Raw genomic sequence first — 23,685 nt, 5'->3', positions numbered from 1 at the left:
CGGCTCCCCTGGATCCCTTTCCAATGGCGCGGCTGGCCTCTCCGCATGTTCGTCGGTTGGTGAGTGGCTTTATTCACGGGTTGGTTCTGGCTCACTTTCCGTGAAGCGCATACGTTGAGTGACGGCTGACGTCCGCGGCGGCTTCGGGAAGTTGCCTGAAAATGATCAGTGCCGTTCTCGGGGTGGCCGACAGTTCGACGTCGTGGAAGAGAGATCGCTCCAGCTGGAAGCTCTGCTGTTCCCCTCGGTCGCTGACGTGACGGTGCTGTCGGTGGACATGCGCGACGAGGCGGTGCGCGTCGAGGCCCGTCGTACGGCGACCGCGGCGGTGTGTCCGAGCTGCGGGTGCTCTTCAAGCCGAATACACAGCTCCTACCTGCGGTCTCCCGCAGATGTGCCCAGTGGGGGACGACGGGTGGTTCTGTGCCTGCAAGTCCGCAGGTTCTTCTGTCTGGACGCTGGATGCGGACGGCGGACGTTCGTCGAGCAGATGCCAGGGCTGACCAGGAGATACAGCAGGTGGACCGAACGCCTGCGGTCGACCCTGGCCATGGTCGGCCTCGCCCTCGCGGGCCGGGCCGGTGCCCGGATGGCGGGCGTCTTCGGAGTACCTGTCAGCCGCAGTACGGTGCTTCGGCTGGTCGACATGCTGCCCGAGCCGGACGTGCCGACCCCGCGAGTGGTCGGCGTCGACGAGTACGCCACGCGTAAGGGCCGCGTCTACGGCACCGTGCTGGTCGACTGCGAGACCCGACGGCCGGTGGACCTGCTGCCTGACCGGGAGGCGTCCAGCCTGGCCCAGTGGCTGTCGAAACGGCCGGGCATCGAGGTGATCTGCCGGGACCGGGCTCCGTTCTTCGCCGAAGGCGCTTCGGCCGGGGCACCCCAAGCGATCCAGGTCGCTGACCGGTGGCATCTGTGGCACAACCTCAGCGAGGCCGCCGAGCGAGCTGTCGCCCGCCACCGCCAGTGCTTGCGCGTCCTGGCCCCGGGACCTGCCGAGGAGGAACCCGCCGAGCCCGCACCCTCCATGGTGGACCCAGCCTCGCCTTGGAAGAGCGACCGGTTCGCCAACCGCATCCGGACCAGACACGCCACGGTCCACGCGATGCTGGAAGCCGGCCACAGCCGCCGTTCCATCGGCCGCCAACTCCACATGACGCACCGCACCGTCAAAAGCCTTGCCGACGCCGCCAGACCGGAAGACCTCTTCACCGGGCAGTACCAGTTCAACCGAGCCTCCGCGCTGGACGAGTACAAGCCCTACCTCGACGAACGCTGGAACGAGGGCTGCACCAACGCATGGAAGCTCTGGGAAGAGATCGTCCCGCTCGGTTACAAGGGCAGCTACGGCATCGTCAGCGCCTACATCAGGAAAAAGCGCACCTCACCCGGGCCGGTCACCGCGCAACCCCCGGCACCCCGCCAGGTGGCCAAATGGATTCTCAGCCGCCCAGAAACGCTCACGGAAGTCGAGCAGCTCCGGCTCAAGGCCGTGCTGGCCAACTGCCCCGAGCTTGACGCCCTCACCGGCCACGTCCGGTCCTTCGCCCAGATGCTCACTGAGCGGCAAGGCCAACGACTCCCGGAATGGCTCAACGCCGTCCGCGAAGACGACCTGCCCAGTCTCCACACCCTCGCCGCGGGCATCGACCGCGACCGTGACGCTGTGATCGCCGGCCTCACCCTGCCCTGGAACTCAGGCGTGGTCGAAGGGCACGTCAACCGGATCAAGATGCTCAAGCGCCAGATGTTCGGCCGCGCGGGCTTCGCGCTCCTCCGCAAGCGAGTCCTCCTCGCATAACAACTGGCCGAGCATCACGACCATCCAGTTCTGGCCGTGGATGTCCTGCGAGTGCCAGGATGCGTGCCGAGGCACAGACAGACACGGATAGGGGAACGCATGCGACCGACATTGGCAATGAGTGAGTGGAGTACACGACGCAAGGTGACTACCGCTGCGGCGCTGCAAATGCTGTGGCTGGGTGTGCTGATCACCGCCCTGACCATCTGGGACCTCTCGCTCTCCGTCCCCCTCGCCATCACGATATGGGCTGGGCCGGCGTTGGGAGGAGTGGTCGGTACCTGGGCCGCCTCGAAGACATCTCCCCGGTGACGATCAGTTACTGCTTCACGGAAAGTGAGCCAGAACCCGGGTTGTGAAGTCAGTTGTTCACGGGTTTGGGAGGCGTCCAGATCCACGGTCGGGTGATGTTCACGAGTTCTGAAGTCACCAGGGTGCTTGCCAGGGCAGCATCGGGATGCTCCTGGTGAAAGGGCCTGGTCATGCCGCAGATGTCGAAGGTCGAGCTGTACGCGGCGATCCGGCGCGACCACCGCGGCGGCATGAAGATCCGGGAGATCGAGCGCAAGTACAACGTGTCGTGGCGGACGGTCAGGAAGGCCGTGGACTCGGTCTGGCCGGAGCCCAGGAAGCAGCTGCCGCCGCGGCCGACCGCACTGGATCCGTACAAGCCGGTGATCGACGGGATGCTCCAGGCGGACCTGGACGCGCCGCGCAAGCAGCGGCACACGATCACGCGGATCTTCCACCGCCTGGTCGAGGAACACGCCGCGGACGTCTCCTACCAGATGGTCCGGCGGTACGTATCCGACCGGAAGCCGCAGATCCTCATCGAGTCGGGGAAGGCCCCGGTCGAAGCGTTCATTCCGCAGACCCACCAGCCCGGCATGGAAGCCGAGGTCGATTTCGGCGACGTGACCATCCGACTCGCCGGCGAGCTTGTGACCTGCTACTTGTTCTCCTTCCGCCTGTCCTACTCGGGCAAGGCCGTCCACCGCGTCTTCGCGTCCTGCGGCCAGGAGGCCTTCTTCGAAGGCCACGTTCACGCGCTACAGACGCTGGGCGGCGTCCCACGGAACAAGGTCCGCTACGACAACCTCAAGGCCGCCGTCGCCCGGGTGCTGGGGCTGAGCCGGGCCAGGGTGGAAGCCGACAGGTGGATCGCCTTCAGGTCGCACTTTGCGATCGAGAGCTTCTACTGCAGGCCGGGCATCGAGGGCGCCCACGAGAAGGGCGGAGTGGAGGGACAGATCGGCTACTTCCGCCGCAACCACTTCACCCCGGTGCCAGAGGTCGACTCGCTGGCGGAGCTGAACGAGCTGGTTGATCAGTGGGATCTGCAGGACGGACGGCGCCGGATCGGTTCTCGGCCCCGGACGATCGACGAGTACTTCCAGGTCGAGCGGCCACTGCTGATGCCGCTGCCGGAGGAACCGTTCGAGACGGGCCGACTCTTCACTCCGAGGGTCGACCGCTACAGCCAGATCGCGGTCCGCACGAACCGCTACTCGGTACCGGTCCGCCTGATCGGCAAGCGGGTCCGGGTGGTGCTGCACGCCTCCCACCTGGTGGTTTACGACAGGAACGTGGAAGTGGCCCGGCACGAGCGTCTGATCGCTAAGGGCGGATGCCGACTGGATCTGGACCACTACCTCGAAGCCCTGATCCGTAAACCGGGGGGCCTTCCCCGGCGCGACGGCACTTGAACAGGCCCGTTCCGCAGGCAAGTTCACCCCAGTCCATGACGCTTGGTGGGCTGCGGCGGTCAAGGCCCACGGAGACACAGCCGGCACGAGGGCACTGATCGAGGTGCTGCTGCTGGGCCGTCACATCGCTCACGAGCACCTCGTCGCCGGGCTGGCCACCGCCCTGCGGGCCGGGGCACTGACCGCGGACGCGGTCGCGCTGGAGGCCCGCAAGGCCGCCCAGGCGGAGGACGAGCCGGCCGGACTCGTTTCGTCGGCCGGAGCCGCCGGCGAGGCGACGGTGACGTTTCTACACGAGTGGCGGCTCGCGCACCTTCCCCCCGACACCAGGCCGCTGCCCTCGGTGACCCACTACGACCAACTGCTCCGACGCCGTCGCACCAGCGGCGGTGAACACCGCGAGGGAGAAGCACAGTGACCCTGCCCCGCCAGCGAGGACTGACCGAGCAGGCCGCCAACACGGCCATCGACACCGCCTGCCGCCTACTGCGGCTTCCGTCGATCAGGAACGAGTTCGCCGACATCGCCGACCGGGCGATGAAGGACCAGATGACCTACCGCGGCTTCCTCGCCGAGCTGCTGATGGCCGAGTGCGACGACCGGGCCCGCCGCCGGTCGGAACGACGAATCAAGGCAGCCGGCTTCCCCCGGGACAAGTCCCTGCGGACCTTCGACTTCGACGCGAACCCCAACATCGACGCGGCCGCCATCCACACCCTCGCCAGCTGCGAGTGGATCAAGAAGAGCCAGCCGCTCTGCCTCATCGGCGACTCCGGCACCGGCAAGTCCCACCTGCTGATCGCCCTGGGCACCGAGGCCGCGATGGCCGGCTACCGGGTCAAGTACGTGTTGGCGACCAAGCTGGTCGACGAGCTCGTCGAGGCCGCCGACGAGAAGCAGCTGACCAAGACGATCGCCCGCTACGGCCGCGTCGACCTTCTCTGCATCGACGAGCTCGGCTGTGCGCCACGAGGCGCTGATGGATCTCGCGGGATGAGAGGCCCGCCGCCGGTCCTCGCAGGGACTGGTTGAAGCTGGAGGCAGGCTGAGCCCCGGGTTGGGGGTGAGGCTGGAAGCAGCCTCGACAACGTAGGGGCGGACCGACACCACCAGACGGTTCGTGCCCGCAAGCGAAGACGGAATGGGTGCAAGGAAACTGAACCAGTGGTTGACGTCCCGTGAGTCGTCAGCGGCCTGCCGAATCTGGTGGATGGGCCGCTTTGCAGTGCTGGAGATCGCCATAGCCGATGGGATCTCCTCTCCCGCCGCCTTTATCCCATGGGTTTCGGGAGGCCCGGACCAAGACTGCGATGTGTGGTCCGTGGCGATGCTGCCGGGGTATAGCTGGGCACCGAAGCCGTCACAGAGATCCTCAGTGAACGTGGGAAGCGATCTGGCATCGCCCTTCCCGTCCGGCAGCCGGCCGGGCGGCGGGCAGGCGCAATGCCCGCTGATGACGCCAGATCGTGGCGGAGTCGCCGTAGTACTCGGAGGCCGGGAAAGCCGGTCACATGGGGAAGGGCGACAGCGTGATGGCAGCAGGACTGCTGTCGGGGAGGAACGTTGTTGAATAACGACGCGCCGCCGATTTGGCCGGGCAGTATGACGGCCGAGCGGCGGGTACTCGATCATCAGATCAAGCTGCACCGATGGGCAAGGAATGAACCGGACCGCCGGTTCGATGATGTATTCAACTTGATCTGCGACCGGGCTACTTTGGTGGTGGCCTGGGAGCGGGTGTCTGGCAACCGGGGTGCCAGGACAGCAGGCGTGGATGCGGTCACCCGTTACCACGTCGAGGAGCGCCAAAGAGTGATTCCGTTCCTGGAGGAGCTTCGCTCCTCCCTCAAGGACGGTTCCTTCACCGCGTTGCCGGTCAAGCAGGCAGTGATTCCCAAGAAGAACGGCAAGGTCCGTTATCTGGGTATCCCGACCCTGCGCGATCGGGTCGCGCAGATGGCGCTCAAGCTGGTTCTGGAGCCGATCTTCGAGGTCGATTTCTACCCGTCCAGTTACGGGTATCGGCCTGGTCGTCGGGCTCAGGATGCCATCGCCGAGATCCACCACTTCACCTGCAAGCCGTCGACCTACGAGTGGGTCATCGAGGGCGACATCAAGGCTTGCTTCGACAACGTCGACCATCACGTCCTGATGGACCTGGTGGCCGAGCGCGTCAAGGACCGCAAGGTCCTGCGGCTGGTCAGCGCGTTTCTGCGGGCCGGGGTTGTCGAGATGCACGGTGGATTCGCGGAGTCCCTCACGGGCACTCCGCAAGGAGGAGTCGCCTCCCCGCTGCTGGCCAATATCTATCTCTCGGTACTGGACCGGCATTTCTCGCGGATCTGGGACACGGAGATGACCCCGCCCTGGACCCCGCCCTGGCGTCGGCAATACCGGCGCCGGATGGGGCGGCCGAACTTCCGGCTCGTGCGGTACGCCGACGACTTCATCGTGCTCGTGCACGGGACGAAGTCCGAAGCCGAAACGCTCAAAGCGGAGATCGGCGAGCTGCTGGCCAGCAGGCTGAAGATGACCCTCTCGGTCGAGAAGACCCACATCACCCACATCGACGACGGATTCGTCTTCCTCGGATTCCACATCCAGCGGAGATCCTGGGGCGACGGCCGTCGCGTCGTGCTCACCATCCCGTCCAAGCAGGCCTTGGCGTCGGTGATGCACAAGATCAAGAAACTGACGGGGCGAAGCACGACCTCGCTCTCGTTGGAGGAGGTGCTGCGGACGGTCAACCCGGTCCTTCGGGGCTGGGCCGCCTATTTCCGCTACGGCGCATCCAAGAAGACGTTCTCCTACCTCGGCTGGTACGCGTGGTGGAGACTGATTCACTGGATTCGCTACAAGCACCCCCGTGTGACCTGGAAACAGTTGCGCCGCCGCTGCTACGGGGCGGACCGCATCGCTGAGGGCGGACTCGTCCTCTACAACCCGGCGAAGATGCGCGTCGAGCGTTACCGCTTCCGCGGAGCGAAAATCAGCACGCGCTACAACATCGACGAGGTGAATCCGGACGGAGCACGTTTCCGCCGGACAAGCCACGACGATGTGGCCTTCGTCGGCCAGGTCAGCGAATACCTCGCCTGATTCATCGGATCACGTGGAGAGCCGGATGCTCGGCCAACGGGCACGTCCGGTTCGGCGGGCGGGGATGGGAAAACCGACACCGGAAACGGTGCACGGCGTCCCGTCCCCGACCCAACACCAGCCCCTCGAACGGGCCGAGGCGAACCTGGTCTTCCAGGTCATCTCCAAGCGCTACGAGAAGGGCTCGATCATCCTGACCTCGAACAAGACCTTCAGCGAATGGGGCCAGGTATTCGGCGACGAGGTCCTCGCCACCGCCATCCTCGACCGCCTCCTCCATCACTGCGACGTCGTCTCCATCAACGGCCCCAGCTACCGGCTCAAGAACCGCCTCAAGGCGATCGAGCGGGACAACGACGTGGCCTGACGCCCCGCATCGCTTCCGGCGACCGAGCGCTTGATCAGTTGTTGGTCACCCGCTGAAAGATCTCGGAGAACTCGCCGTTCTCGATCAGTCCGGCGATCACGTCGGTCATGTTGTCGATGCCGGGATCCCTGACGATCAGACCGTCCGAGACCCAGAAGTACCGGCCCCCGAGGGCCTCGTCGGTCCCTACCCAGAGTTTCATCAGACGCTCGACTTCCACGACGGTGAACACGGTCGCGGTCCAACGAGATCCATCCTTCAGAGTCACGAAGACATCGACGTTGCAGACCTCGCCCAAGTCCTCGCCGTCGCTGGGCAGGAACGACGCCTCGAAGTCCTCCATGCGGACCCGATACCAGGGCTCGTCCCACCCTCGTTCGATCGGTTCAGACGATGTGCTGTGACTCATCGCGCGAGTGTCCCTGGTCGAAGCTTCGATCTCAACCGAGATCCTCTGCCGTGCTGCCTTTGACCGCGGCCAGAGCTGGGGACGTTGGTCCGTACGCAACTGGGGAGAGAAGTCCGTACGCCGACACCTCCGCCCGGGGACAGCACCTCGCCGACGCGTGAACGAGCGATGATCCACTCGTTCCACTCCCGCTCGGCGGCGACCAGCTCGGCCTGGACACGGTCCGCCTCCTCCCGCAGCGCGTCCACACGACGGCGAGCGGTCAGCTCGCGCTCTTCCAGCAGCCCCATGACCGACGGCATCCCTGACCTCCACTAGAGCGACGACACGACACGTCACCACTCCCCGAGGCCGCTGACCCCATGCCTGAACAGCGGAAACGCAACCCTCAAGCCCAGAAAGACAACAGCCACTCAACGGCACCCGGCTACCGCCGTGGCAGATGATCAGCGACCTGTTCGCGGATGTCGCCCAGCACCGGGGAACCGCGGTCACCACCGAAGCCATCGAGCTCGTGCGCGGCTTGTACGGGTCGGCCGTGGACGCTGCCTCCTCTCCGAAGCACGCGGTGGAGATCCTGGAGCAGCAGCTCGCGGATGCCGACCGGGTATCCCGGCGCTCCAGCGTCCGCGGCGACGTCCTCGGCGACGCGCTGCTGGACCGCACCCAGCGGATCGCCGACCTCGAGACACGGCTCAACCAGCTCGAAGGCCACCGCATCGCGGAACGCAAGCGAGCGGACGAGCTCGTGGCGGCACACCCGGACGTTTCCGGTCTCATCGCCGAACGCAACGAACTCCAGCAGGAAGTCGAGCGGCTCGGAGCGGCCCTCCAAGAAGCACAGGCTCAGCGTGTCGCGGCGGAGGGCCGCTGCGATCTGCTCGAACGACAGCTGGACGCCGTCGAGCATGCTGCCCCCGCGGCCGCGCTTCCCTCGACGCAGCAGGGCATGCCCAAGATCCTCATCGTCGACGACCAGCCGGACAACCTGCTCGCGATGACCGCGGTTCTGGCAACGCTCGACCAGGAACTCGTCACTGTCTCCTCTGGACGGGAAGCCCTCAAAGCCCTGCTCGACCACGACGACTTCGCCGTCATCATCATGGACGTGCAGATGCCGGAGATGGACGGCTACGAAATCTGCGCCCACATCAAACGCCGCCCCCGCACCCGCGACGTCCCGATCATCTTCCTCACCGCCATGGGCGTCGACTCCGAACACTCCGCCCGCGGCTACGCGGCCGGCGCCGTCGACTACATCAGCAAACCCTTCGACCCCTGGGCCCTACGCGCCAAGGTCGCCGTCTTCACGTCCATCTACCTCGAACGACACACCTCGTAGGGCCCGGCGACACCGCAGCTCCAAGGCGCCGGCACCACACGTCGGCGCTCAAGGCGTGTCTGGAGCACGAGCGTCGCAGTGCCCAGCTGGCGTAGGCCGAGGGCGGTGCGGCGGTGAAGGCTGCGGGGCGCGCCCTGGGGGAGGCGCGCCCCGAGCGGGCATTCGGCCGGTGGAGCGTCTGGAGCAGCTGGACGAGCCGTAGGTGGTCTTGCCTGCTGAGGTGCTGGGAGTTGTGCTTGAGTTCAGCAGGTTGCGGAGGGTGTGCTGATCCACCAGAGCGAGCTACTCGAGAACAACACCGCTGTCGTGCAGGGCAGGGACGGCGTGCTCCTCGTAGACGCCGGGATAACAGGCGACGAAATGGTCCGCCTGACGGCCGCCTGCGGTCAGCCGGGCATTACGGTGGGACACGAAGACCTTCGTATGCGGTGTGAGCCTCCACCACACCGGAGGTCTTCGCCATGATCAAGACCTGGCCCCGTTAACAACGCTCGTGATCAATACAGCTAGCGTGGCGGTTTTGCGGAGTGCAGGAGGGATTCGCGGTGCTGGTCATGCCTGGGCGGCGGACGTCGACGATGGAACTGTTGGCCGTCGAGGCGGCGGGCCGAGGGATGTCGGTCAGGGCGGCGGAGGAGCCCGGCCTGGCAGGTCCTGCGTACTGGTACGGCGGACCGGTCGCGGGTGCGCGGCTGGCTGGCCGGCTCGGGTTCGCTTTGCTGGAGCCGGCAGACGGCTGGCTCGCCGAGTTGCCGGAAGAGTTCACCGGCCGCCAGGTACGGGCGGGGACCATCGCGGACGCATGGGTGATCGACCAGCCGACGTTCGTCAAGCCGCCCCGTGACAAGTCCTTCCCGGCCGATGTCTACACCGACGGTTCCCGGCTGTCCTCCGCCCTGGACCCGGCAGCACCGGTGCTGCTGTCTGACGTGGTGACCTTCGCGGCCGAGTACCGGCTGTTCCTGCTGGACGGTCAGATCGCCACGGCGAGCCGGTACGCAGTGTTCGGCCGGCTCGACCCCCGCCCACTCGGTACGGACCGGGCGGACGGGGCCACTGCCGCGCAGATCACGGAGTTCGCCGACCGGCTGGCCACCGCAGCCGGGCACACGCTGCCGAGTGCCGTCGTCGTGGACGTCGGGCAACTGCTGGACCCCTACCGCGCAGGCCACCGCTGGGCGGTGGTGGAGGCCAACATGGCGTGGTTCTCGCATGCCTACGCGGCCAACCCGGCACGGGTACTGGACGTGGTCCTGCGGGCGGCGGGGCCACGCGAGCACATGCGGCCGCGAGATCTGGCGTTCGCGACTGGTAGGCCCGCATGTTGAGGTATCGCGTATTCGTCAGCCGAGACGTGTTCATGGCCTGGTGGAGTGACGGACAGTGATGTTCGGGAGTCTCGCTCTCCGCTGTTTGACCCCGCCTTGTGCTGCGAGCTTCCGCCTACTCCAGATAGAGAGCTGCCAAGCGGGGCAGTCGGCGAGTCATTTCGTCGTGGTCATCGAAATCGAAGTTCCAGGTGGGGTCCAGCTCCCGGTAGCGGATGGTGGGTGGGCTCGCGGGGAGCTGATCACCGGTCGCCGAGATGTGTGCGTTCCAGGCGATCCCCAGCATGTCCTCACCCTCCAGGTCGACGCCGTCGGCTGCGGAGGCTTGAACGATGGGCAGTTCTGCCAGGGCATCGGGATCAGCGACTACATGTTCGAAGACTTCACGGCCCTGAGCGATCAGCCAGCCGCGGAAGTAGTCGAAGCCGTCGTCAGAGCAGCCACCGTTGGCAATGTAAGCAGCGGCCCACAGAGGATTGGTGTAGGAGTCAACCATCAGGTCCCACAGCACCTGCTCAGCGGCGAGGATCTCCTCGACCGGCCGGGAGGCCAGCAGCGAGGCCGCCTCGCGAGCGACCGCTTCGCCATCGTTCGGATCGGACGCCTGATTGTGGGCTGCCTCAAGGAGCTGCCAGAACTGCTGCTTGTTCATGGAGGCAGAGCCTGCCACCTGGTACTGACATCGGGCCGCTCGCGGGAGCTTGGCCCATCAGAGCAGCCACGTCGCTCCTGTCAGCGCGTGTGGTCGCCGGGTGCATATCGGCTCCAGGTTCCTCCGGCTTCGGTAACCAGGCGGGTGGCGCCGTTCGAGACGGCGGATGAGATTCACGATGACCAGGTCCACGGCGAAGCTGAGGAAAGCATCTGATGAGCGTGATGGACACCGCCCTGCGCGAGTCGCTGAAGTCCCTGCGACTCTCGGGAATGCTGGAAACCCTCGATGCCCGCCTGGCCCAGGCCCACGGCGGCGAACTCGGGCACCTGGACTTTCTGCAGGTCCTCTGCCAGGACGAGATCACCCGCCGCGAGACCGTTGCCTTCCAACGGCGCCTGGCACGGGCGAAGTTCGAGTAGCAGGTCACTCTAGAGGAGTTCGACTTCACCGCCTCCTCGAAGCTCCCCGCTGCCCAGATCCGAGATCTCGGAGCCCTGCGCTGGCTCCACTCCGGCGAGTCGGTCATCCTCTTCGGCCCGGTCGGAGTCGGAAAAACACACGTCGCCCAGGCCCTCGGCCACCTCGCCGTCCGCCAGGGCGCCCACGTCCGCTTCGCCAAGACCAGCCGGATCCTCGCGGACCTCGCCGGCGGCCACGCGGACCGCACCTGAGACAAGCGGATCCGCGAAATGGTACGGCCCGACGTGCTCATCCTCGACGACTTCGCCATGCGTCAGCTCAGCGCGGCCCAGGCTGACGACCTCTACGAGCTGGTCAGCGAACGGCAGGGCCGGTCCCTGATTATCACCAGCAACCGGGCGCCCAGCGATTGGTATCCGCTCTTCCCCAACCCCGTCGTCGCCGAGTCACTCCTGGACCGACTGATCAACACCAGCCACCAGGTCATCATGAACGGCCCCAGCTACCGCCCCAACAAGCGGCCGAAGAACCCCACCGCCAAGCCTTAAGCAACCAGAGACCGTCTTCAAAGACTGATCTTGGTGTCCCCACGGGTGAGCCAGGCTTCGAAGAGAGCGTCAGCAAGCCAGTGCCTGTTGACGAAGGCCAGGTGATGGGCTGACACTCCGGTCCCACCATGTGAACGACGTGTGGGATCTGCACCTTGGGACAGCAGGAAGCACGTGGCATCCACGTGGAGGGGCTCCCCGGTCTGGACGTGTCCGTCGATCTCTCCGTCGACGGCCCGGTGCAGGAGGGTGAATCCGTTGTACTCCTCGTGGATGTCAGCTCCTGCCGCCAAGAGGTCGCGCAGTTCCTCCAGCCGGTCCTGTTCGACAGCCAGGTGCGTCGGTGGCATCTCCATTACTGCACCTCCCCTTCAGCGGAGATCATCTCAGGTCATGGCCTTGGAACGAGATGAGAGTAACCGGCCACTTCCGCGGACCGGCCGCGCTCTCAGGCAGAGGAACCTGGGGAATTACGTGAACTTACCCCTGGGGAATTACGCGATCGTCCACACGGCGCCAGCAGCAGCTCCAGCTCCTGCCCTAACGAGCCAGCCAGCCCGGAGAACCGACTACACGTGCAGACGACACGGAGAAGCACTGACACGGCTCATCACCATGTGCGCCCGGCACCGCGAGGACCTGCAGAGCCACCGCGTGGGGTCCTCGGCGGGCACCGTGGTCTCCTGCCTCTTCGGGTAGGAAGCCCCACGGGGCTGCCCTGCGGTCATACCCAGGTGTAGTTGTCGTCGGTGACGGCTTCGAGGGCGGCGTCGGTGACGGCGGCGCGGGGGTCGGGCAGAGCGGCGAGGGCCGGCCCGATGGGCGGGAAGATGGGTAGTTCGGCGGTCTTGCGGTAGTCGATCCATTCGATGATGCCGGTCTGGTGGCTGCCGTCGGGCTGTTCGTCCAGTTCGACCTCGGCGAGGGTGGCGCGGACCTCGGGGGTGATGTGGAGGCGGTAGATCAGGTGGAGCTTGCGCGGCGGCGGGGTGGGCCCGGGACGGGTGACGCGCTGGTCGACGACCCACGTCAGGTCGCCGCCTTCGGCCTGGTCGACATCGAGGTCGAGTTCCTCGGCGAGCTCGCGGGCGAGAGCCTCACCGAGGTCTTCCCCGTGCTCGACGTTGCCGCCGGGCGGGGTGTAGTGGGTGGAGCCGACGCGGTCGCGGCGGATGAGGGCGACGTCGTTGCCGCAGAACACCAGGGCCCCGGTCCGGATCTTGATCCGGGAGTAGGGGGCTGCGGTGGGGGTTTGGGGTGTGCTGGTCATGGCGGTCAGTATCGTGGCCGCCCGGGCGGCCAGGGCAGGCTCTTTCCCCCGCTCGCCCGGCGCCGGGCGAGCGGACGGTGGGCAGGACGGGCAGCACGGCCAGCGGTCATGCTGGTGCGCTGCCAGCGGGAGCCGAGCACCTACAGCCACGGCTACTTCGCGCACCGCCCGCCGGTATGGGGCAGGGCAGGTTGCGAAGTGCACCGGTCGGAAAACCCCGGCTTCTGACCCTTCCTGGGACCCCACGTCCCAGGCCCCATGCCGCGCCCCAGGCAACGGGTTCTGCAGCCTCGCAGTCCCGCACGGTCACATCCCCCGTGCTCAGGTGCCGCGAAACCGCAGCAGCACACCGTTTCCTGACGGCCCGGTCACCGGTTGATCTCTGTGTGGAAACTGCTGAGCCGGTGACCGGCGACTACCCCACCGCCCCGCGCCTGCCGCTGATCACCGCGGCCGAAGCACGAGACGCAGTCGGCTACCTGCACCTGCTGGAGACGCTCGACCTCACCCCGCGAGGGCAGGCCGCCGGACAACGCGCCGCGGATCTGGCCCGCCGGCTCCCCGCCGAGTAGCCGACCAGGCCCGCGCAGCGTCGGTCAGTCAAGGGTGCCAAGGTCGAAGTCGGGTCGGCATATCTCGCGCGCCCGTATCCCGCCCGCGGTGATCGCCTGAGGGCCGCGTCCTGGTTGAGCAGCTTCCGGCTCGGGCCGGTCAGCTTGAGTCGCCGATGTGTTCAGACAGCACGGGGGAGGCCTGTAGAGGGGTCGAGGCCCTGCTCCATGAGGTGGTCGAATTCGCGCCAGTGTATGAACTGCATCGCTTCATCGGTGATGCCGGAGGCAGGGGTGCACCAGCGTCGCACGTAGGCGGCGAACCCGTCTTCGTGGACGGTGAGGGGGCCGCCGTCCTGGTAGAGGTCGGCGATGGGCCAGGCGTCACTGTCGTTGCCTGTCATCAACCAGAACAGGTGTGTGCCGTCCTCTGTGAAACCCCACCGGAGCAGCATGTCGGCACCTACTTCGTCGGGCAGCCAACGGGAGTAGAACTCGGGGGCCTGCTCCCAGAAGAGTTCGGCCATGCCGACCATACTGTCGCCTCCGGTTGCGCGGTATGGCGGCGGTATCCACAGCGCTTCTCCGTCGATCCCGCCGGCCCCGTAGGTCTCTATGAAGGCGATGTAGTCCGAGGGCAGCCGTATCCCGAGCCGCCGTTCAGCTTCCGGTACTCCGGCCACATCATGGGGGGCTCCTTCACTGCTTTGTCTGCATGGCACGAGCAGGTCTGACAGTGCGCGTACGCCGGGATGGCTGGACACGGAACCTCCGGTCGTGTGGTGTGCTGACCAGCCTACGAGCCCTCTCCGACAGTGAAGACGGAGCCGGAACGGGTGGGGTGGCAGCGAAGCGGGCAGCCCTCTCGGGCCACGGTGAGGCGGCGGAACCGCCCGTCGTCGGTGTGGATGGCGCGAGGCACGCGCCTGCGGCCTCCCGTGGGGAGCCGGGAGGCGGGCGCGGCCCGGCCCCAGGCGGGCGACGCGGGACCGGACCGGCGGCCCGCGCCGCAGGGTGGGCTGCGGGGGCCGCTCGCGGTTCACCCTGCCACCGGCCCGGTCCGGTACGCCAGAGGCGTACACGAACCAACTCCCGGCATATGCAGGCCCGGCTGCCGACGGCCCGCGCGCCACCGGTCTGCAGTCAAAAAGCGGCGGTGCCGGTCCCGCCGTTCTCGGGGGAAGCGACGGGACCGGCACCAGCCCCAGTGGCACCCGCCCTAATCCGTATGTAAGGACGGCTTGGCCGATTGTGAAGGGGGCCGGGCCGTTCGAGAGCGCCGGGGCTGTGACATCTGACTCCATCCGGGCCGGTGAAGCCTTCCCGTAGATCGGTGGGCGGCTTTGGTGCTCGTTGTGGTGGCGGGCTGCGTGGGCGCCGGACGGACGCCTACACCCGTCCAGGCATGGATGCCTCCTTACAGAGCGGCGGCGTCCGACGTCCTCGCAGCCCGCCACCACACCGCTCGTTGAGAACGTGTCGGCCTGAGGAACGGTGGCTTGGCGTCTTGAGGAGTCAATACCGAGCATCTTGATCACTCGTTGGTGTTGGTAGTACGAGCCCACCGCACGGTGACCTCTCGATACGCCCGAGCCGTCATGAGCTCCCGCATAGACCGAGGCCCGTGGGGTGAGCTGGTGCCACGAACAGCTACTGAGGTGGCGGACCGGCCCTCGGCCGAGTCCTGGGATTAGGTCGCTGCGTGGTTCCTCACGAGCTCGTGACCAGCGCAAAAACATGGCAGCACCGGGAGGGAATCTTGATCTACTGCGGCATCGACTGGGCGGAGAAGACACACGACGTCGCCCTCGTCGACGACACCGGCCAGCTCCTCGCCAAACGCCACATCACCGACGACGCCACCGGCTACAAGATCCTCCTCGACCTGCTCGCCGAGTATGGCGACACCGCCGAGAACCCGATCCCCGTCGCCATCGAGACCTCGCGCGGCCTGCTCGTCGCCGTGCTGCGGACCGGCAACCGACAGGTCTTCGCGATCAACCCGATGGCCGCCGCCCGATATCGCGACCGGCACTCCGTCTCGCGCAAGAAGTCCGACCCCGGGGACGCCCTCGTTCTGGCCAACATCCTTCGCACGGACATGCATGCCCACCGGCCCCTGCCCAACGATTCCGACCTCGGTCGCGCGATCACCGTCCTCGCCCGCGCCCAGCAGGACGCCACCTGGAACCGGCAACAGATCTCCAACCAGCTCCGATCCCTGCTGCGCGAGTATTACCCCTCCGCCTTGGCCGCCTTCGATCCCTGGCGCAACGGTCTGTGCCGGCGCGAGGCCCACGAGCTCCTCAAGGCCGCACCCACCCCGACCCGCGCGGCTCGGTTGACCCGCGTCCAGCTCCAGGCCGCGCTCAAGCGCGCCGGCCGTCAGCGCGGCATCGAGGCCGATGCAGAACGGCTCCGCGAGGTCTTCCGGGCCGACTGGGCCCACCAGCCCGCGCTGGTCGAGGATGCCCTCGGCAAGCAGACGCTCGCCCTCCTCCTCCAGCTGGAGGCCGCCTGCACCGCTGCCGACCAACTTGCCGAGGCGGTGGAAGAAGCGTTCCCTCGGCACCCGGACGCTGAGATCATCCTCAGCTTTCCCGGCCTCGGTTTCCAGCTCGGCGCCCGGATGCTCGCCGAGATCGGAGACGACCGCAGCCGGTTCGCCGACGCCCGCGGCCTCAAGGCATACGCGGGCTCCTCGCCCATCACCCGGGCCTCCGGCAAGAAGTCGTCCATCACCAGACGGTGGGTGAAGAACGACCGCCTGAACGCCGTCGGCTACCTCTGGGCCTTCTCCTCGATCACCGCCTCCCCCGGCGCCAAAGCCCACTACCGACGCCGCCGCGACCAGGGAGACTGGCACGCCTCAGCCCAGCGCAATCTCTTCAACCGCATGAGCGGACAGCTCTACCACTGCCTCCAGCACGGCCACCGCTTTGATGAGGCCGTTGCCTTCCCCAACCCATCGGCCCTGGTGGTGGCCGCGTAGGCGCAACCCGGGCGATCATGTGGCGTGAGATCGACCAGGCGGGCGCCTCTTCCGCCGGCTGCTGACATTGCATGAGTTGCTCGGCTCGCCTAAGAGGTAACCTCTCCTGCTCACGGGGCCGCAGGATCAGCGCTCGTTTGTCACGGAAGGGGGCCTCGTGCGGCCACTCAGGAAGCTTTTCACGACCCTCAGGAACACCCGCAACACACCTGACGGCGAGGTGTTCGCGAAGACTGAACCGTGTGAGTGCTCCCCCGAATGGCCGGCGATTGAGACGACCGCAAACGGCTACGTGTTGCGCGCGCTGCCCTCGTCGAACTACAGCATCATGACGAACCCACAGATCGGGGCGCTCGTCGCTCGGTGCACTGGATGTCACGCCAGGTACCCCGCCCCGTGGGTGGTGGACGGTAACGAGCCGATGCCTTACGACTTCGCGCGGGATGCCGCCGAGTCTTCCGCTCAAGAGCGTCCGCATGACCCCATCGACGCCGAGTACACGATCAGCACCGCCAGCGGGAACGACTGGCCCGCGATGCCTGGGACCGACTACGCCACCCTCTTCCAACCTCGCTCACTGCTCTGCGAGCCGGTCGAGGCAGAGGGTGATCATTCCTTCCGTACGGGAGCAACCCTGGTCTCGGTCTCGTGGGAACTCGCAGGTACGTGGGCCGTATACGTCGAGGGCGCTGTCTCGCCAGAAGCCGCCGACCTGATCGTCGAAGAGATGGCACAGCAGCTCAGCGAAGCCACCGGCGAGACAGCCCTCTACTACAGGGTCACCGGCTAGCTGGCTGTGCCCGGACCATCGTCCAGCAGTTGCAGTCAGCCGAACGAGCCGTCGCCGCGGACCGCGAAGGAGGGGCAGCCGTCATGCTCGAATCGCACCTGCCCGTCGAACCTCGACTCGGCATGGGTGCAGGCTCCCCAGTCCCGCCCCAATTCGCCGCTCAGTGCAACCCAGAACCGGCACCCGCCGCACTGCTCGTCAAACCACTCGTCGCGATAGTCAGGGGCTCCAGTCGACCTGTTCAGCAGTCGCAGCCAACGCTCGTGAACCTCGTTGTTGTGGCCACGGTCATCACCCGTCCACGGCCCGCCAGACATCATCCGCCCCCCGCCCGCTCTCGAACAGATCGACAGGCTACACACGGACTCAGCGCGGCGAACTTGACTTTCTAACCGCCTGAGGTGTCCTACCTTCTAGGCGGGTTGATGGGGCCATTCGTAGGGTCCTGTCGCCTGGGGGTTCTGGGAGGGGCTACTGAGGTGTCGCCGCTTGTGGCTGAACAGACTTGGCCGCCCGGAACCCCACCGACGACCGGGCCGCTCATTGAGAGGTGCGAGTAGATCGCTGAGTAGGACAACGCCGGCGAGGTCGTCTGCAGGGAATCCGTACGACTCACTCGGGATCACGATTGAATCGCATCTGGGCCGGCATCGATGCCGGCAAGGGCCATCACTACTGCTTCGTCATCGACGCAGAGGGAACGAAGCTTTTATCGAGGCGGGTGGCCAATGACGAGCCCGACCTCTTGCAGCTGATCACCGATGTTCTCGCCCTGGGCGACGAGGTGATCTGGGCCATCGACCTTGCCGACGGCGGAGCCGGTCTCGTCATCGCCCTCCTGCTCAACCACGACCAGCAGGTGCTCTACATCCCCGGCCGGACCGTGAACCGGGCCACGGCCGGCTACCGCGGTGAGGGCAAGACCGATGCCCGCGACGCGCACGTCATCGCCGACCAGGCCCGCATGCGCCGTGATCTGCAGCCGATCAGGCCCGGCGACGAAGCCATCATCGAGCTCCGCCTGCTCACCGGCCGCCGCGCCGACCTGGTCTGCGACCGCACCCGAGCCGTCAACCGCCTCCGCGGCCTCCTGACCGGCATCTTCCCCGCGTTCGAGCGCGCCCTCGACTTGGGCAACCACGGGCCCCTGGTCCTCCTCACTGGCTACCAGACACCGGCGGCCATCCGCCGGCTCGGCGCCAGCCGGCTCGAACAGTGGCTCCGGAACCGGAAGCTCCGCTGGTGCGGAGCCCTGGCCCGCACCGCCATGGAGGCTGCCGAGCGACAGCACACCAGCGTCGCCGGAGAGAAGACGGTCGCAGCCATGGTTGCCACGCTCGCCCGGGAAGTGATCGCGCTCAACGACAAGATCAGCGAAGTCGACCGGCAGATCGAGGCTCCCTTCCGCGCCCACAGGCAGGCCGCCATCATTGCCAGCATGCCGGGCATCGGTAACCTGCTCGGAGCTGAGATCCTGGCCGCCATCGGCGGCGACATGGATCTCTTCGGCAGCCCTGATCGCCTGGCGACCTACGCCGGTCTGGCGCCGGCTCCCAGGGATTCAGGCAAGGTCAGCGGCAACCGGCACCGGCCGAAGCGATACCACCGACGTCTGCAACGGGCCCTGTTCCTTGCCGCCATGAGCAGCATCACCTGCTGCTTGGAATCACGCCGGTACTACGACCGCAAACGGGCCGAGGGCAAGAGGCACTCCCAGGCAGTCCTGGCGCTGGCCCGGCGACGGGTCAACGTGCTGTGGGCACTTCTCCGGGACCAGCGGCACTACGAACCCATGCCGCCGGCGGCAACCGCCTCATAGGGCTTCTCGTCAATCGCAAACCTGATCGACGAGAGCCGACTTCTCAGAGAGGATCCCATCAGCATGGACGGATGACGCTGAGGAGAGCCCCTGTGATCACGCAAGGAGTACAGGTCACGGGCCGGTGCAGTGTCTGCGGAGGCACCACGACCTGCGATGTCGGTCAGTTCTTCGACAACGGCATGCTCTGCTGGGGCACCGAAGGACGATGCGCAGACTGCCTGAACGGGTGGTGCGAGCAGGACAGCGGACCCGTCTCACCCGAGAACATTCGACAAGCTCTGCTGCAAGTACACGGGGCGGCACGGCTTCGCCTGTCCGGAGACGTGCTGAACCTTGCTCCCGTGCTGCAGGCCCTCCGCAATGCGCGAGAACTGTCCCTGGGTGAAGCACGGGTGCAGGCCACGCAACTTGCCGAGACCGGTCTCATCGGCACGCTCGTTGAGATGGAGATTCTGGCGGTTCACCTTCGGAGACGATCCGTCGCGGTGAGCGTTGAACCAGCGGCATAACCCCGACCGGACAGCACCCGCAACGGCTTGACACTGGCATTGAGAAGTCTGTAATGGGGTGTCCACGACGACCCTACGAACGCTCACCGGTCCCAGCAGCTCCTGATGGGCCGACAGCGCGGAACCTGACCCCAACAGGCGCACGCGAAGCCCACGCCCCGGACGGCTGCCTCCCACAGCCGGGTACACAAGATCGACCGGGAGCCGACCGCCGACTCGGCACCCCCGCCTAACCCCGGGAAGCCCGCGTACCAGCTCGCCTGGTGGCGCGACCGCCGCCGAGAGCTCTCGCTGCTCCACAGCCGGGGGTAAGTGAGCGTGTTGTGCTGAGGCCGGCAACTTCACCCGCGCGGCGGACCGCTTCGCCACACACGGGCCGCTCGGGGACGTGCCCGAGTAGAACCACACATAACGAGCACCTCGTCGCGCACGTCGAAGGCGCCCGACCCGTCAAGGCAGCAGGGCGTTGTCGTTTGTCCGGGTCACAGGCGTCCGGGGGCGCCGGATCGGTGGCTGCTTCGCGTTACGGTGATCGTGGGTGGGTGAGCCGACTGGTCGTTGGAGCACTCCCTGTGGTCCCCCGCGCCTCGGTGCGGGGGACCAATGCGTTTCCCGGGCCTCGCCTTGGGGCGGGCGTGGAGTGACGCGTGTTGCTGCGGACGGTGACCGCCACCGATGAGGGCGCGGAGTCCGCGTCGTCGGGCGTACGCCTCACCCCGAGCCGCCGTCCACCCTTCGGGTGAGTGCTTCGCCAGCCGCCCGGTCCGTTCCACGCCACCTTCAAACGGGCAGGTCGTTACCAGCGCAGCTGCTGGACAACGGGGAGGGGCGCATGGCCGAGGAACTCGACTACGACCTGCTTGCGGAGATCTACCGCCGCGGTGGGAGGGAAGCGCTTGATGTACGGCCGGGCGGTCAGCCTGCTGCGGAAGCGAGTCCTCCTTGCCTGACTGCAGCTCTGTCACTCGACGAGCGGGCCCGCTCAGCTGATCGCAAACGGCACGGGATCCAGGTTCAGCTTGCTCCGGCATGAGTCGACGGCCCGCGTGACCCAGGCGGTCACTGCGTCGCGATCTGCCGAAATCGCGTGAAGCTCACGCGCCTTCTCCTGGGCATTGACCTCCCACGGGAGCAGGGCGTCCTCTCGAAGGACTCGTTCGAAGTAATCGCGGGCCGTGTCCGGATCCCCAACCAGGGCGGCTGCGATCCCAGAGTCGAAGCTGTCCCAGAGAAATCCCCGGCGCACCGGCCTGGACGTCAGGTATCGAGCGGCATCCGGCAGATCCGCAAACTTTTCTCTCAGCGCGGTCACGTTCGCAGCCGCCTGCCGACTGAGTTCAAGCGCCAGCGACCTGAACTGGTCATCGTTGCGAAACAGCTCGGGGCCGACCCGAACTGCATCCACGTGGAAGGCCAGGTGGTCCACGTCGTGCCACAGCCACATCGCACCGACGTACAGACCACTGCCGGCAATCCGCGACGGCGTGAACTCCACAACCCCGAGCCACCACCCGTGATCATCAATCCATAGCCGCGACCGCCCGCGACGGGCCAGGCCGAGCGGCTTCAAGGACTCCCGCGCCGCCGAGGTGATGATCCGGAGCACCGGACTGCGATCTGCCATGACGGCATTATCAGCTGTCCCACCGACACCATCGGTGGGGTCGGCACATCACCCGCTCCGTTGTTCAACAACGCTGAGTGTCAGTGCTCCACAGAAGTTGGACCAGAACCGTAGTGGGTTCTGGCACAGATCTTGGGGAGTCGAAGCGTAGCGTTACCTCGACGTTCTAATGCGCTCGCTGCTTGGCTACTCAAGGGCTAGGTAGCCAGGTGACGGATGACCCAGCTCGGGGTGTTCCACTGTGTACCGATCGCCGTGGATCGACAGCATTGCCCAGTGCCATGCCTCGTCGTGAAAGATCAGGCCACGGAATGACGTCTCAGCCGACTCGTATGGGTAATGCTCCAGGGCGGCTTCCGCGGCCTCTTCCGGCGCCAGCCCGCCGTGATGCTGCATTGCCCATGCGTATCCACGCCGCTCGGACTGCAGGTAGTCGACATACTCAGCTTCGTTCCACGTCACGGCGTAAGGGTAGACCGGTCGCCGAAGGGGGCGGCGTGTCACTGAAGCAGGATCATTCTCGGAGTAGGTCGAATCCGGCTCGTCCGTAGGGCTGCCGCTTGATCTTCTTGATGCGGTTGACGGCGCGGGGCCCGCCTGGAGGGCGGCAGGCGGGCCGAACAGCCCGTGGCTGTCGTTCGGAGCCTGCGCCGGACAGCCTGGTGCTCAGCAGGGCCGTGACACCAAGGGGGATCGTCCAGTCCCTGACACCGTCCGGGACGCCATGCCGTCCTTTGCTGATGCGCGCACATGGCTGGGTGTCGCTGCGGGCGAGTCCCGCTCGTGGATGATCGGCCGGCTACCGCGCCCGCAGTATCTGCGCGGCGTCGCCTGCCGCATCCGTAGCAGGAGCCTGCGGCATCGGTGGCAGCGCAAAGTGCCTGCGTCTGCGGGACGACCGGCGGCGCGGTCGGCAGGCACGATCGGGACGATCCGTATCGCGGAGACGAAACGCGTGAAAGAGGAGAGCGACATGAGCTCATCAGAAGCCCTGACGATGTCGATCCAACTTGTGACCGCCGCCGATGATTACGGCATCCAAGGGCGAGGGCCGTCCATTGTGGCTGATCTGGTGGCGCTGGCCAGTGTGGCCATCGGCGCCTGGGCGCTGGCGCGCAGTAAACGACGTATCGGCACCGCTGACGGGCGAAACGGTGGCGTCGGGGCCGTGGCGGTCGGGCTGACCGGCATGGTCCTCGCCGGGGTGGCGCTGGCCATCGCCGACGTTGGTCCCGGCACCGGCAACGGCGTAGTCGGATCCGTCTTGGCCATCGCGGCCGGGCTGGCCGGCATAGTCCTCGGGGGCCTGGCTCGGGCCCGCTCCCGCCGCACCGATCTACCGGCTGACCGGCTGACCGGCTGACCGGCTGACAGGCGCAGCGGTCGGGCAGGTGGAAGTGGATCCGCATCAGGGTGCGGGGGCTCGTGCTCATCCGGCGCACCCGGGGCTGGTGTGGCCGAGGCGGGTGAGATCGGCCGAGCGGGTGCCCGCGGGCTGGAGATCGGCGTAGGGGTGAAGGCGCGCGCCTGTGGTTCCGTCTACGAGGGTCCTGGTCGGTGTGGCCGGCTGGGCGGGGGTGGGTGCGGGGGAGGCGTGGTCGAGGAGGTCGAGGACGGCTTGGGGGCCGTGATCGCGTCGGGCGGCGGCGAGCTGGTGAGCGGGCACCTGGGGCCGGAGCAGGTGCGGATCCTCGCCTGCCCTACCGGCCCACCCACGGGCACCGGCTGAGGGCCCAGTAACGTCCTTCCATGATCGTCCTCGATGCCCTCGTCCGCCTCTGCCCGCCGCCCGACGATCCACCGCCCGCGGTGGACTGGGCACAGGCCGAGCGCGCCCTGGGTGCGGCTCTGCCTGCCGACTACAAGCAGCTTGTCGAGACTTACGGCGACGGCATCTTCGACGACACGATCTGGCTGCTCGTCCCCGACTCCGAGTACAGCGACTGTGACCTGTACGCGCAGACGACGGAACGGGACGAGATCCTGACCAGCCTGTGGGAGTTCGAGGCGAAGCCCGCCGGCCTGCTGGAGGCGGGGGCGCGAGTCCTGCCGTGGGCGTTCGAGGAGGGCACGGGGGCGTTCCTGTACTGGCTGGCACGGCCCGGTCAGCATCCCGACGAGTGGACCGTGCTCTACAACGAGGGGCGCGGCCCACTGTGGGAGCACCACGACATGGGGTGCCTCGCCTTCCTGCTGGCGGTGCTCACCGGAACTGCGGAAACGGAGTACTTCCGCTACCTCTACGAAGTGCTGAAGCCGACGGAGCACCGCTTCAAGTCGGCCGACCTGGCCCTCGGAACGTCCGGGCCGTGATGCCGTCGACCGCACTCGACGACCTGGCTCGCCGCTCACCCACCTAGAGCGTGTCTCTTTGATGGGTTGATCAGTTGATCGGATGTGTCTGTCCGGTTAGTGATCACTGATGCGATGTGGGACCGGATCGAGCCGC

General features: G+C 66.8%; 20 protein-coding genes and 6 pseudogenes. 16 read left to right on the top strand and 10 right to left on the bottom strand.

The window, feature by feature from the left end; genetic code table 11:
- Positions 1-277: 277 nt before the first annotated feature.
- From ACIA8N_RS36235 to ACIA8N_RS36215, 5 genes and pseudogenes are all read left to right on the top strand, one after another.
- Positions 278-1,804: an ISL3 family transposase gene (locus tag ACIA8N_RS36235; protein WP_399416891.1), complete on the top strand. Its 1,527-nt coding sequence runs from the start codon at positions 278-280 to the stop codon at positions 1,802-1,804.
- Positions 1,805-2,295: 491 nt separating this feature from the next.
- Positions 2,296-3,928 (top strand): annotated as a pseudogene (gene istA, locus ACIA8N_RS36230) (IS21 family transposase).
- A pseudogene (locus tag ACIA8N_RS36225) lies at positions 3,925-4,470 on the top strand (ATP-binding protein); the annotation flags it as partial. The pseudogenes istA and ACIA8N_RS36225, both read left to right, overlap by 4 nt.
- Positions 4,471-5,076: 606 nt before the next feature.
- Complete coding sequence (ltrA, locus tag ACIA8N_RS36220) at positions 5,077-6,609, top strand: group II intron reverse transcriptase/maturase (RefSeq protein WP_365787300.1); 1,533 nt, start codon at positions 5,077-5,079, stop codon at positions 6,607-6,609.
- A 121-nt stretch (positions 6,610-6,730) separates the two neighbouring features.
- Positions 6,731-6,976, top strand: a pseudogene (locus tag ACIA8N_RS36215) (ATP-binding protein); the annotation flags it as partial.
- Positions 6,977-7,010: 34 nt separating this feature from the next.
- Here ACIA8N_RS36215 and ACIA8N_RS36210 read toward each other — a convergent pair.
- Positions 7,011-7,385, bottom strand: coding sequence for a hypothetical protein (locus ACIA8N_RS36210; RefSeq protein WP_365787298.1), 375 nt, complete (start codon positions 7,383-7,385; stop codon positions 7,011-7,013).
- Between the two features lie 412 nt (positions 7,386-7,797).
- Here ACIA8N_RS36210 and ACIA8N_RS36205 point away from each other — a divergent pair.
- Positions 7,798-8,727: pseudogene (locus tag ACIA8N_RS36205) on the top strand (response regulator); the annotation flags it as partial.
- A 282-nt stretch (positions 8,728-9,009) separates the two neighbouring features.
- Here the strand turns inward: ACIA8N_RS36205 and ACIA8N_RS36200 are convergent.
- Complete coding sequence (locus ACIA8N_RS36200) at positions 9,010-9,138, bottom strand: hypothetical protein (RefSeq protein WP_365787296.1); 129 nt, start codon at positions 9,136-9,138, stop codon at positions 9,010-9,012.
- Positions 9,139-9,305: 167 nt separating this feature from the next.
- On the opposite strand from ACIA8N_RS36200, the gene ACIA8N_RS36195 reads away from it, so the two are divergent.
- Complete coding sequence (locus tag ACIA8N_RS36195; protein ID WP_365787324.1) at positions 9,306-10,055, top strand: ATP-grasp domain-containing protein; 750 nt, start codon at positions 9,306-9,308, stop codon at positions 10,053-10,055.
- Positions 10,056-10,170: 115 nt separating this feature from the next.
- Here ACIA8N_RS36195 and ACIA8N_RS36190 read toward each other — a convergent pair whose 3' ends face one another.
- A complete protein-coding gene (locus ACIA8N_RS36190; protein ID WP_365787294.1) occupies positions 10,171-10,707 on the bottom strand; it encodes a DUF4240 domain-containing protein in 537 nt (178 codons plus the stop codon).
- Positions 10,708-10,922: 215 nt separating this feature from the next.
- On the opposite strand from ACIA8N_RS36190, the gene ACIA8N_RS36185 reads away from it, so the two are divergent.
- Both ACIA8N_RS36185 and ACIA8N_RS36180 read left to right on the top strand, forming a co-directional pair.
- A complete protein-coding gene (locus ACIA8N_RS36185) occupies positions 10,923-11,129 on the top strand; it encodes a hypothetical protein (RefSeq protein WP_365787292.1) in 207 nt (68 codons plus the stop codon).
- A gap of 57 nt (positions 11,130-11,186) precedes the next feature.
- Positions 11,187-11,678: pseudogene (locus ACIA8N_RS36180) on the top strand (ATP-binding protein).
- 17 nt (positions 11,679-11,695) lie between these two features.
- Here ACIA8N_RS36180 and ACIA8N_RS36175 read toward each other — a convergent pair.
- A complete protein-coding gene (locus ACIA8N_RS36175; RefSeq protein WP_266366041.1) occupies positions 11,696-12,034 on the bottom strand; it encodes an ankyrin repeat domain-containing protein in 339 nt (112 codons plus the stop codon).
- Positions 12,035-12,402: 368 nt separating this feature from the next.
- Positions 12,403-12,948: an NUDIX domain-containing protein gene (locus ACIA8N_RS36170; protein ID WP_365787289.1), complete on the bottom strand. Its 546-nt coding sequence runs from the start codon at positions 12,946-12,948 to the stop codon at positions 12,403-12,405.
- 386 nt (positions 12,949-13,334) lie between these two features.
- Here ACIA8N_RS36170 and ACIA8N_RS36165 point away from each other — a divergent pair, with 386 nt between their 5' ends.
- A complete protein-coding gene (locus ACIA8N_RS36165) occupies positions 13,335-13,520 on the top strand; it encodes a hypothetical protein (protein WP_365787287.1) in 186 nt (61 codons plus the stop codon).
- Between the two features lie 161 nt (positions 13,521-13,681).
- Here the strand turns inward: ACIA8N_RS36165 and ACIA8N_RS36160 are convergent, their stop codons facing one another.
- On the bottom strand, positions 13,682-14,182 hold the full coding sequence (locus tag ACIA8N_RS36160) for an SMI1/KNR4 family protein (protein ID WP_365787285.1): 501 nt from the start codon (positions 14,180-14,182) through the stop codon (positions 13,682-13,684).
- A gap of 1,076 nt (positions 14,183-15,258) precedes the next feature.
- Here ACIA8N_RS36160 and ACIA8N_RS36155 point away from each other — a divergent pair.
- Together ACIA8N_RS36155 and ACIA8N_RS36150 are read left to right on the top strand one after the other, a co-directional pair.
- On the top strand, positions 15,259-16,491 hold the full coding sequence (locus ACIA8N_RS36155) for an IS110 family transposase (protein WP_399416889.1): 1,233 nt from the start codon (positions 15,259-15,261) through the stop codon (positions 16,489-16,491).
- A gap of 157 nt (positions 16,492-16,648) precedes the next feature.
- Positions 16,649-17,281, top strand: a complete 633-nt coding sequence (locus ACIA8N_RS36150) for a hypothetical protein (RefSeq protein WP_365787281.1) — start codon at positions 16,649-16,651, stop codon at positions 17,279-17,281.
- Positions 17,282-17,316: 35 nt separating this feature from the next.
- On the opposite strand, the gene ACIA8N_RS36145 is transcribed toward ACIA8N_RS36150, so the two are convergent.
- Entirely contained in the window at positions 17,317-17,598 is a 282-nt protein-coding gene (locus tag ACIA8N_RS36145) for a DUF3027 domain-containing protein (RefSeq protein ID WP_365787323.1), read from the bottom strand.
- Between the two features lie 284 nt (positions 17,599-17,882).
- On the opposite strand from ACIA8N_RS36145, the gene ACIA8N_RS36140 reads away from it, so the two are divergent.
- Together ACIA8N_RS36140 and ACIA8N_RS36135 are read left to right on the top strand one after the other, a co-directional pair.
- Entirely contained in the window at positions 17,883-19,100 is a 1,218-nt protein-coding gene (locus ACIA8N_RS36140) for an IS110 family transposase (RefSeq protein ID WP_399416890.1), read from the top strand.
- 92 nt (positions 19,101-19,192) lie between these two features.
- Positions 19,193-19,612, top strand: a complete 420-nt coding sequence (locus tag ACIA8N_RS36135) for a hypothetical protein (protein ID WP_365787277.1) — start codon at positions 19,193-19,195, stop codon at positions 19,610-19,612.
- Positions 19,613-20,594: 982 nt separating this feature from the next.
- Here ACIA8N_RS36135 and ACIA8N_RS36130 read toward each other — a convergent pair.
- Both ACIA8N_RS36130 and ACIA8N_RS36125 read right to left on the bottom strand, forming a co-directional pair.
- Positions 20,595-21,236: a hypothetical protein gene (locus ACIA8N_RS36130; protein WP_365787275.1), complete on the bottom strand. Its 642-nt coding sequence runs from the start codon at positions 21,234-21,236 to the stop codon at positions 20,595-20,597.
- A 186-nt stretch (positions 21,237-21,422) separates the two neighbouring features.
- Positions 21,423-21,698 (bottom strand): hypothetical protein, encoded by a 276-nt coding sequence (locus tag ACIA8N_RS36125; protein ID WP_365787273.1) that lies wholly within the window; start codon positions 21,696-21,698, stop codon positions 21,423-21,425.
- A gap of 511 nt (positions 21,699-22,209) precedes the next feature.
- Between ACIA8N_RS36125 and ACIA8N_RS36120 the strand changes: the two genes are divergently transcribed.
- A complete protein-coding gene (locus tag ACIA8N_RS36120) occupies positions 22,210-22,599 on the top strand; it encodes a DUF6223 family protein (protein WP_365787271.1) in 390 nt (129 codons plus the stop codon).
- A 66-nt stretch (positions 22,600-22,665) separates the two neighbouring features.
- Here the strand turns inward: ACIA8N_RS36120 and ACIA8N_RS36115 are convergent.
- Positions 22,666-22,890: pseudogene (locus tag ACIA8N_RS36115) on the bottom strand (hypothetical protein); the annotation flags it as partial.
- Between the two features lie 95 nt (positions 22,891-22,985).
- Here ACIA8N_RS36115 and ACIA8N_RS36110 point away from each other — a divergent pair.
- Positions 22,986-23,549 (top strand): hypothetical protein, encoded by a 564-nt coding sequence (locus ACIA8N_RS36110; RefSeq protein ID WP_365787269.1) that lies wholly within the window; start codon positions 22,986-22,988, stop codon positions 23,547-23,549.
- Positions 23,550-23,685: the final 136 nt, after the last annotated feature.

The organism is Streptomyces sp. NPDC051822, assembly GCF_044452745.1.
Classification (GTDB): domain Bacteria; phylum Actinomycetota; class Actinomycetes; order Streptomycetales; family Streptomycetaceae; genus Streptomyces.
This window is presented reverse-complemented; position numbering and strand designations above follow the sequence as displayed.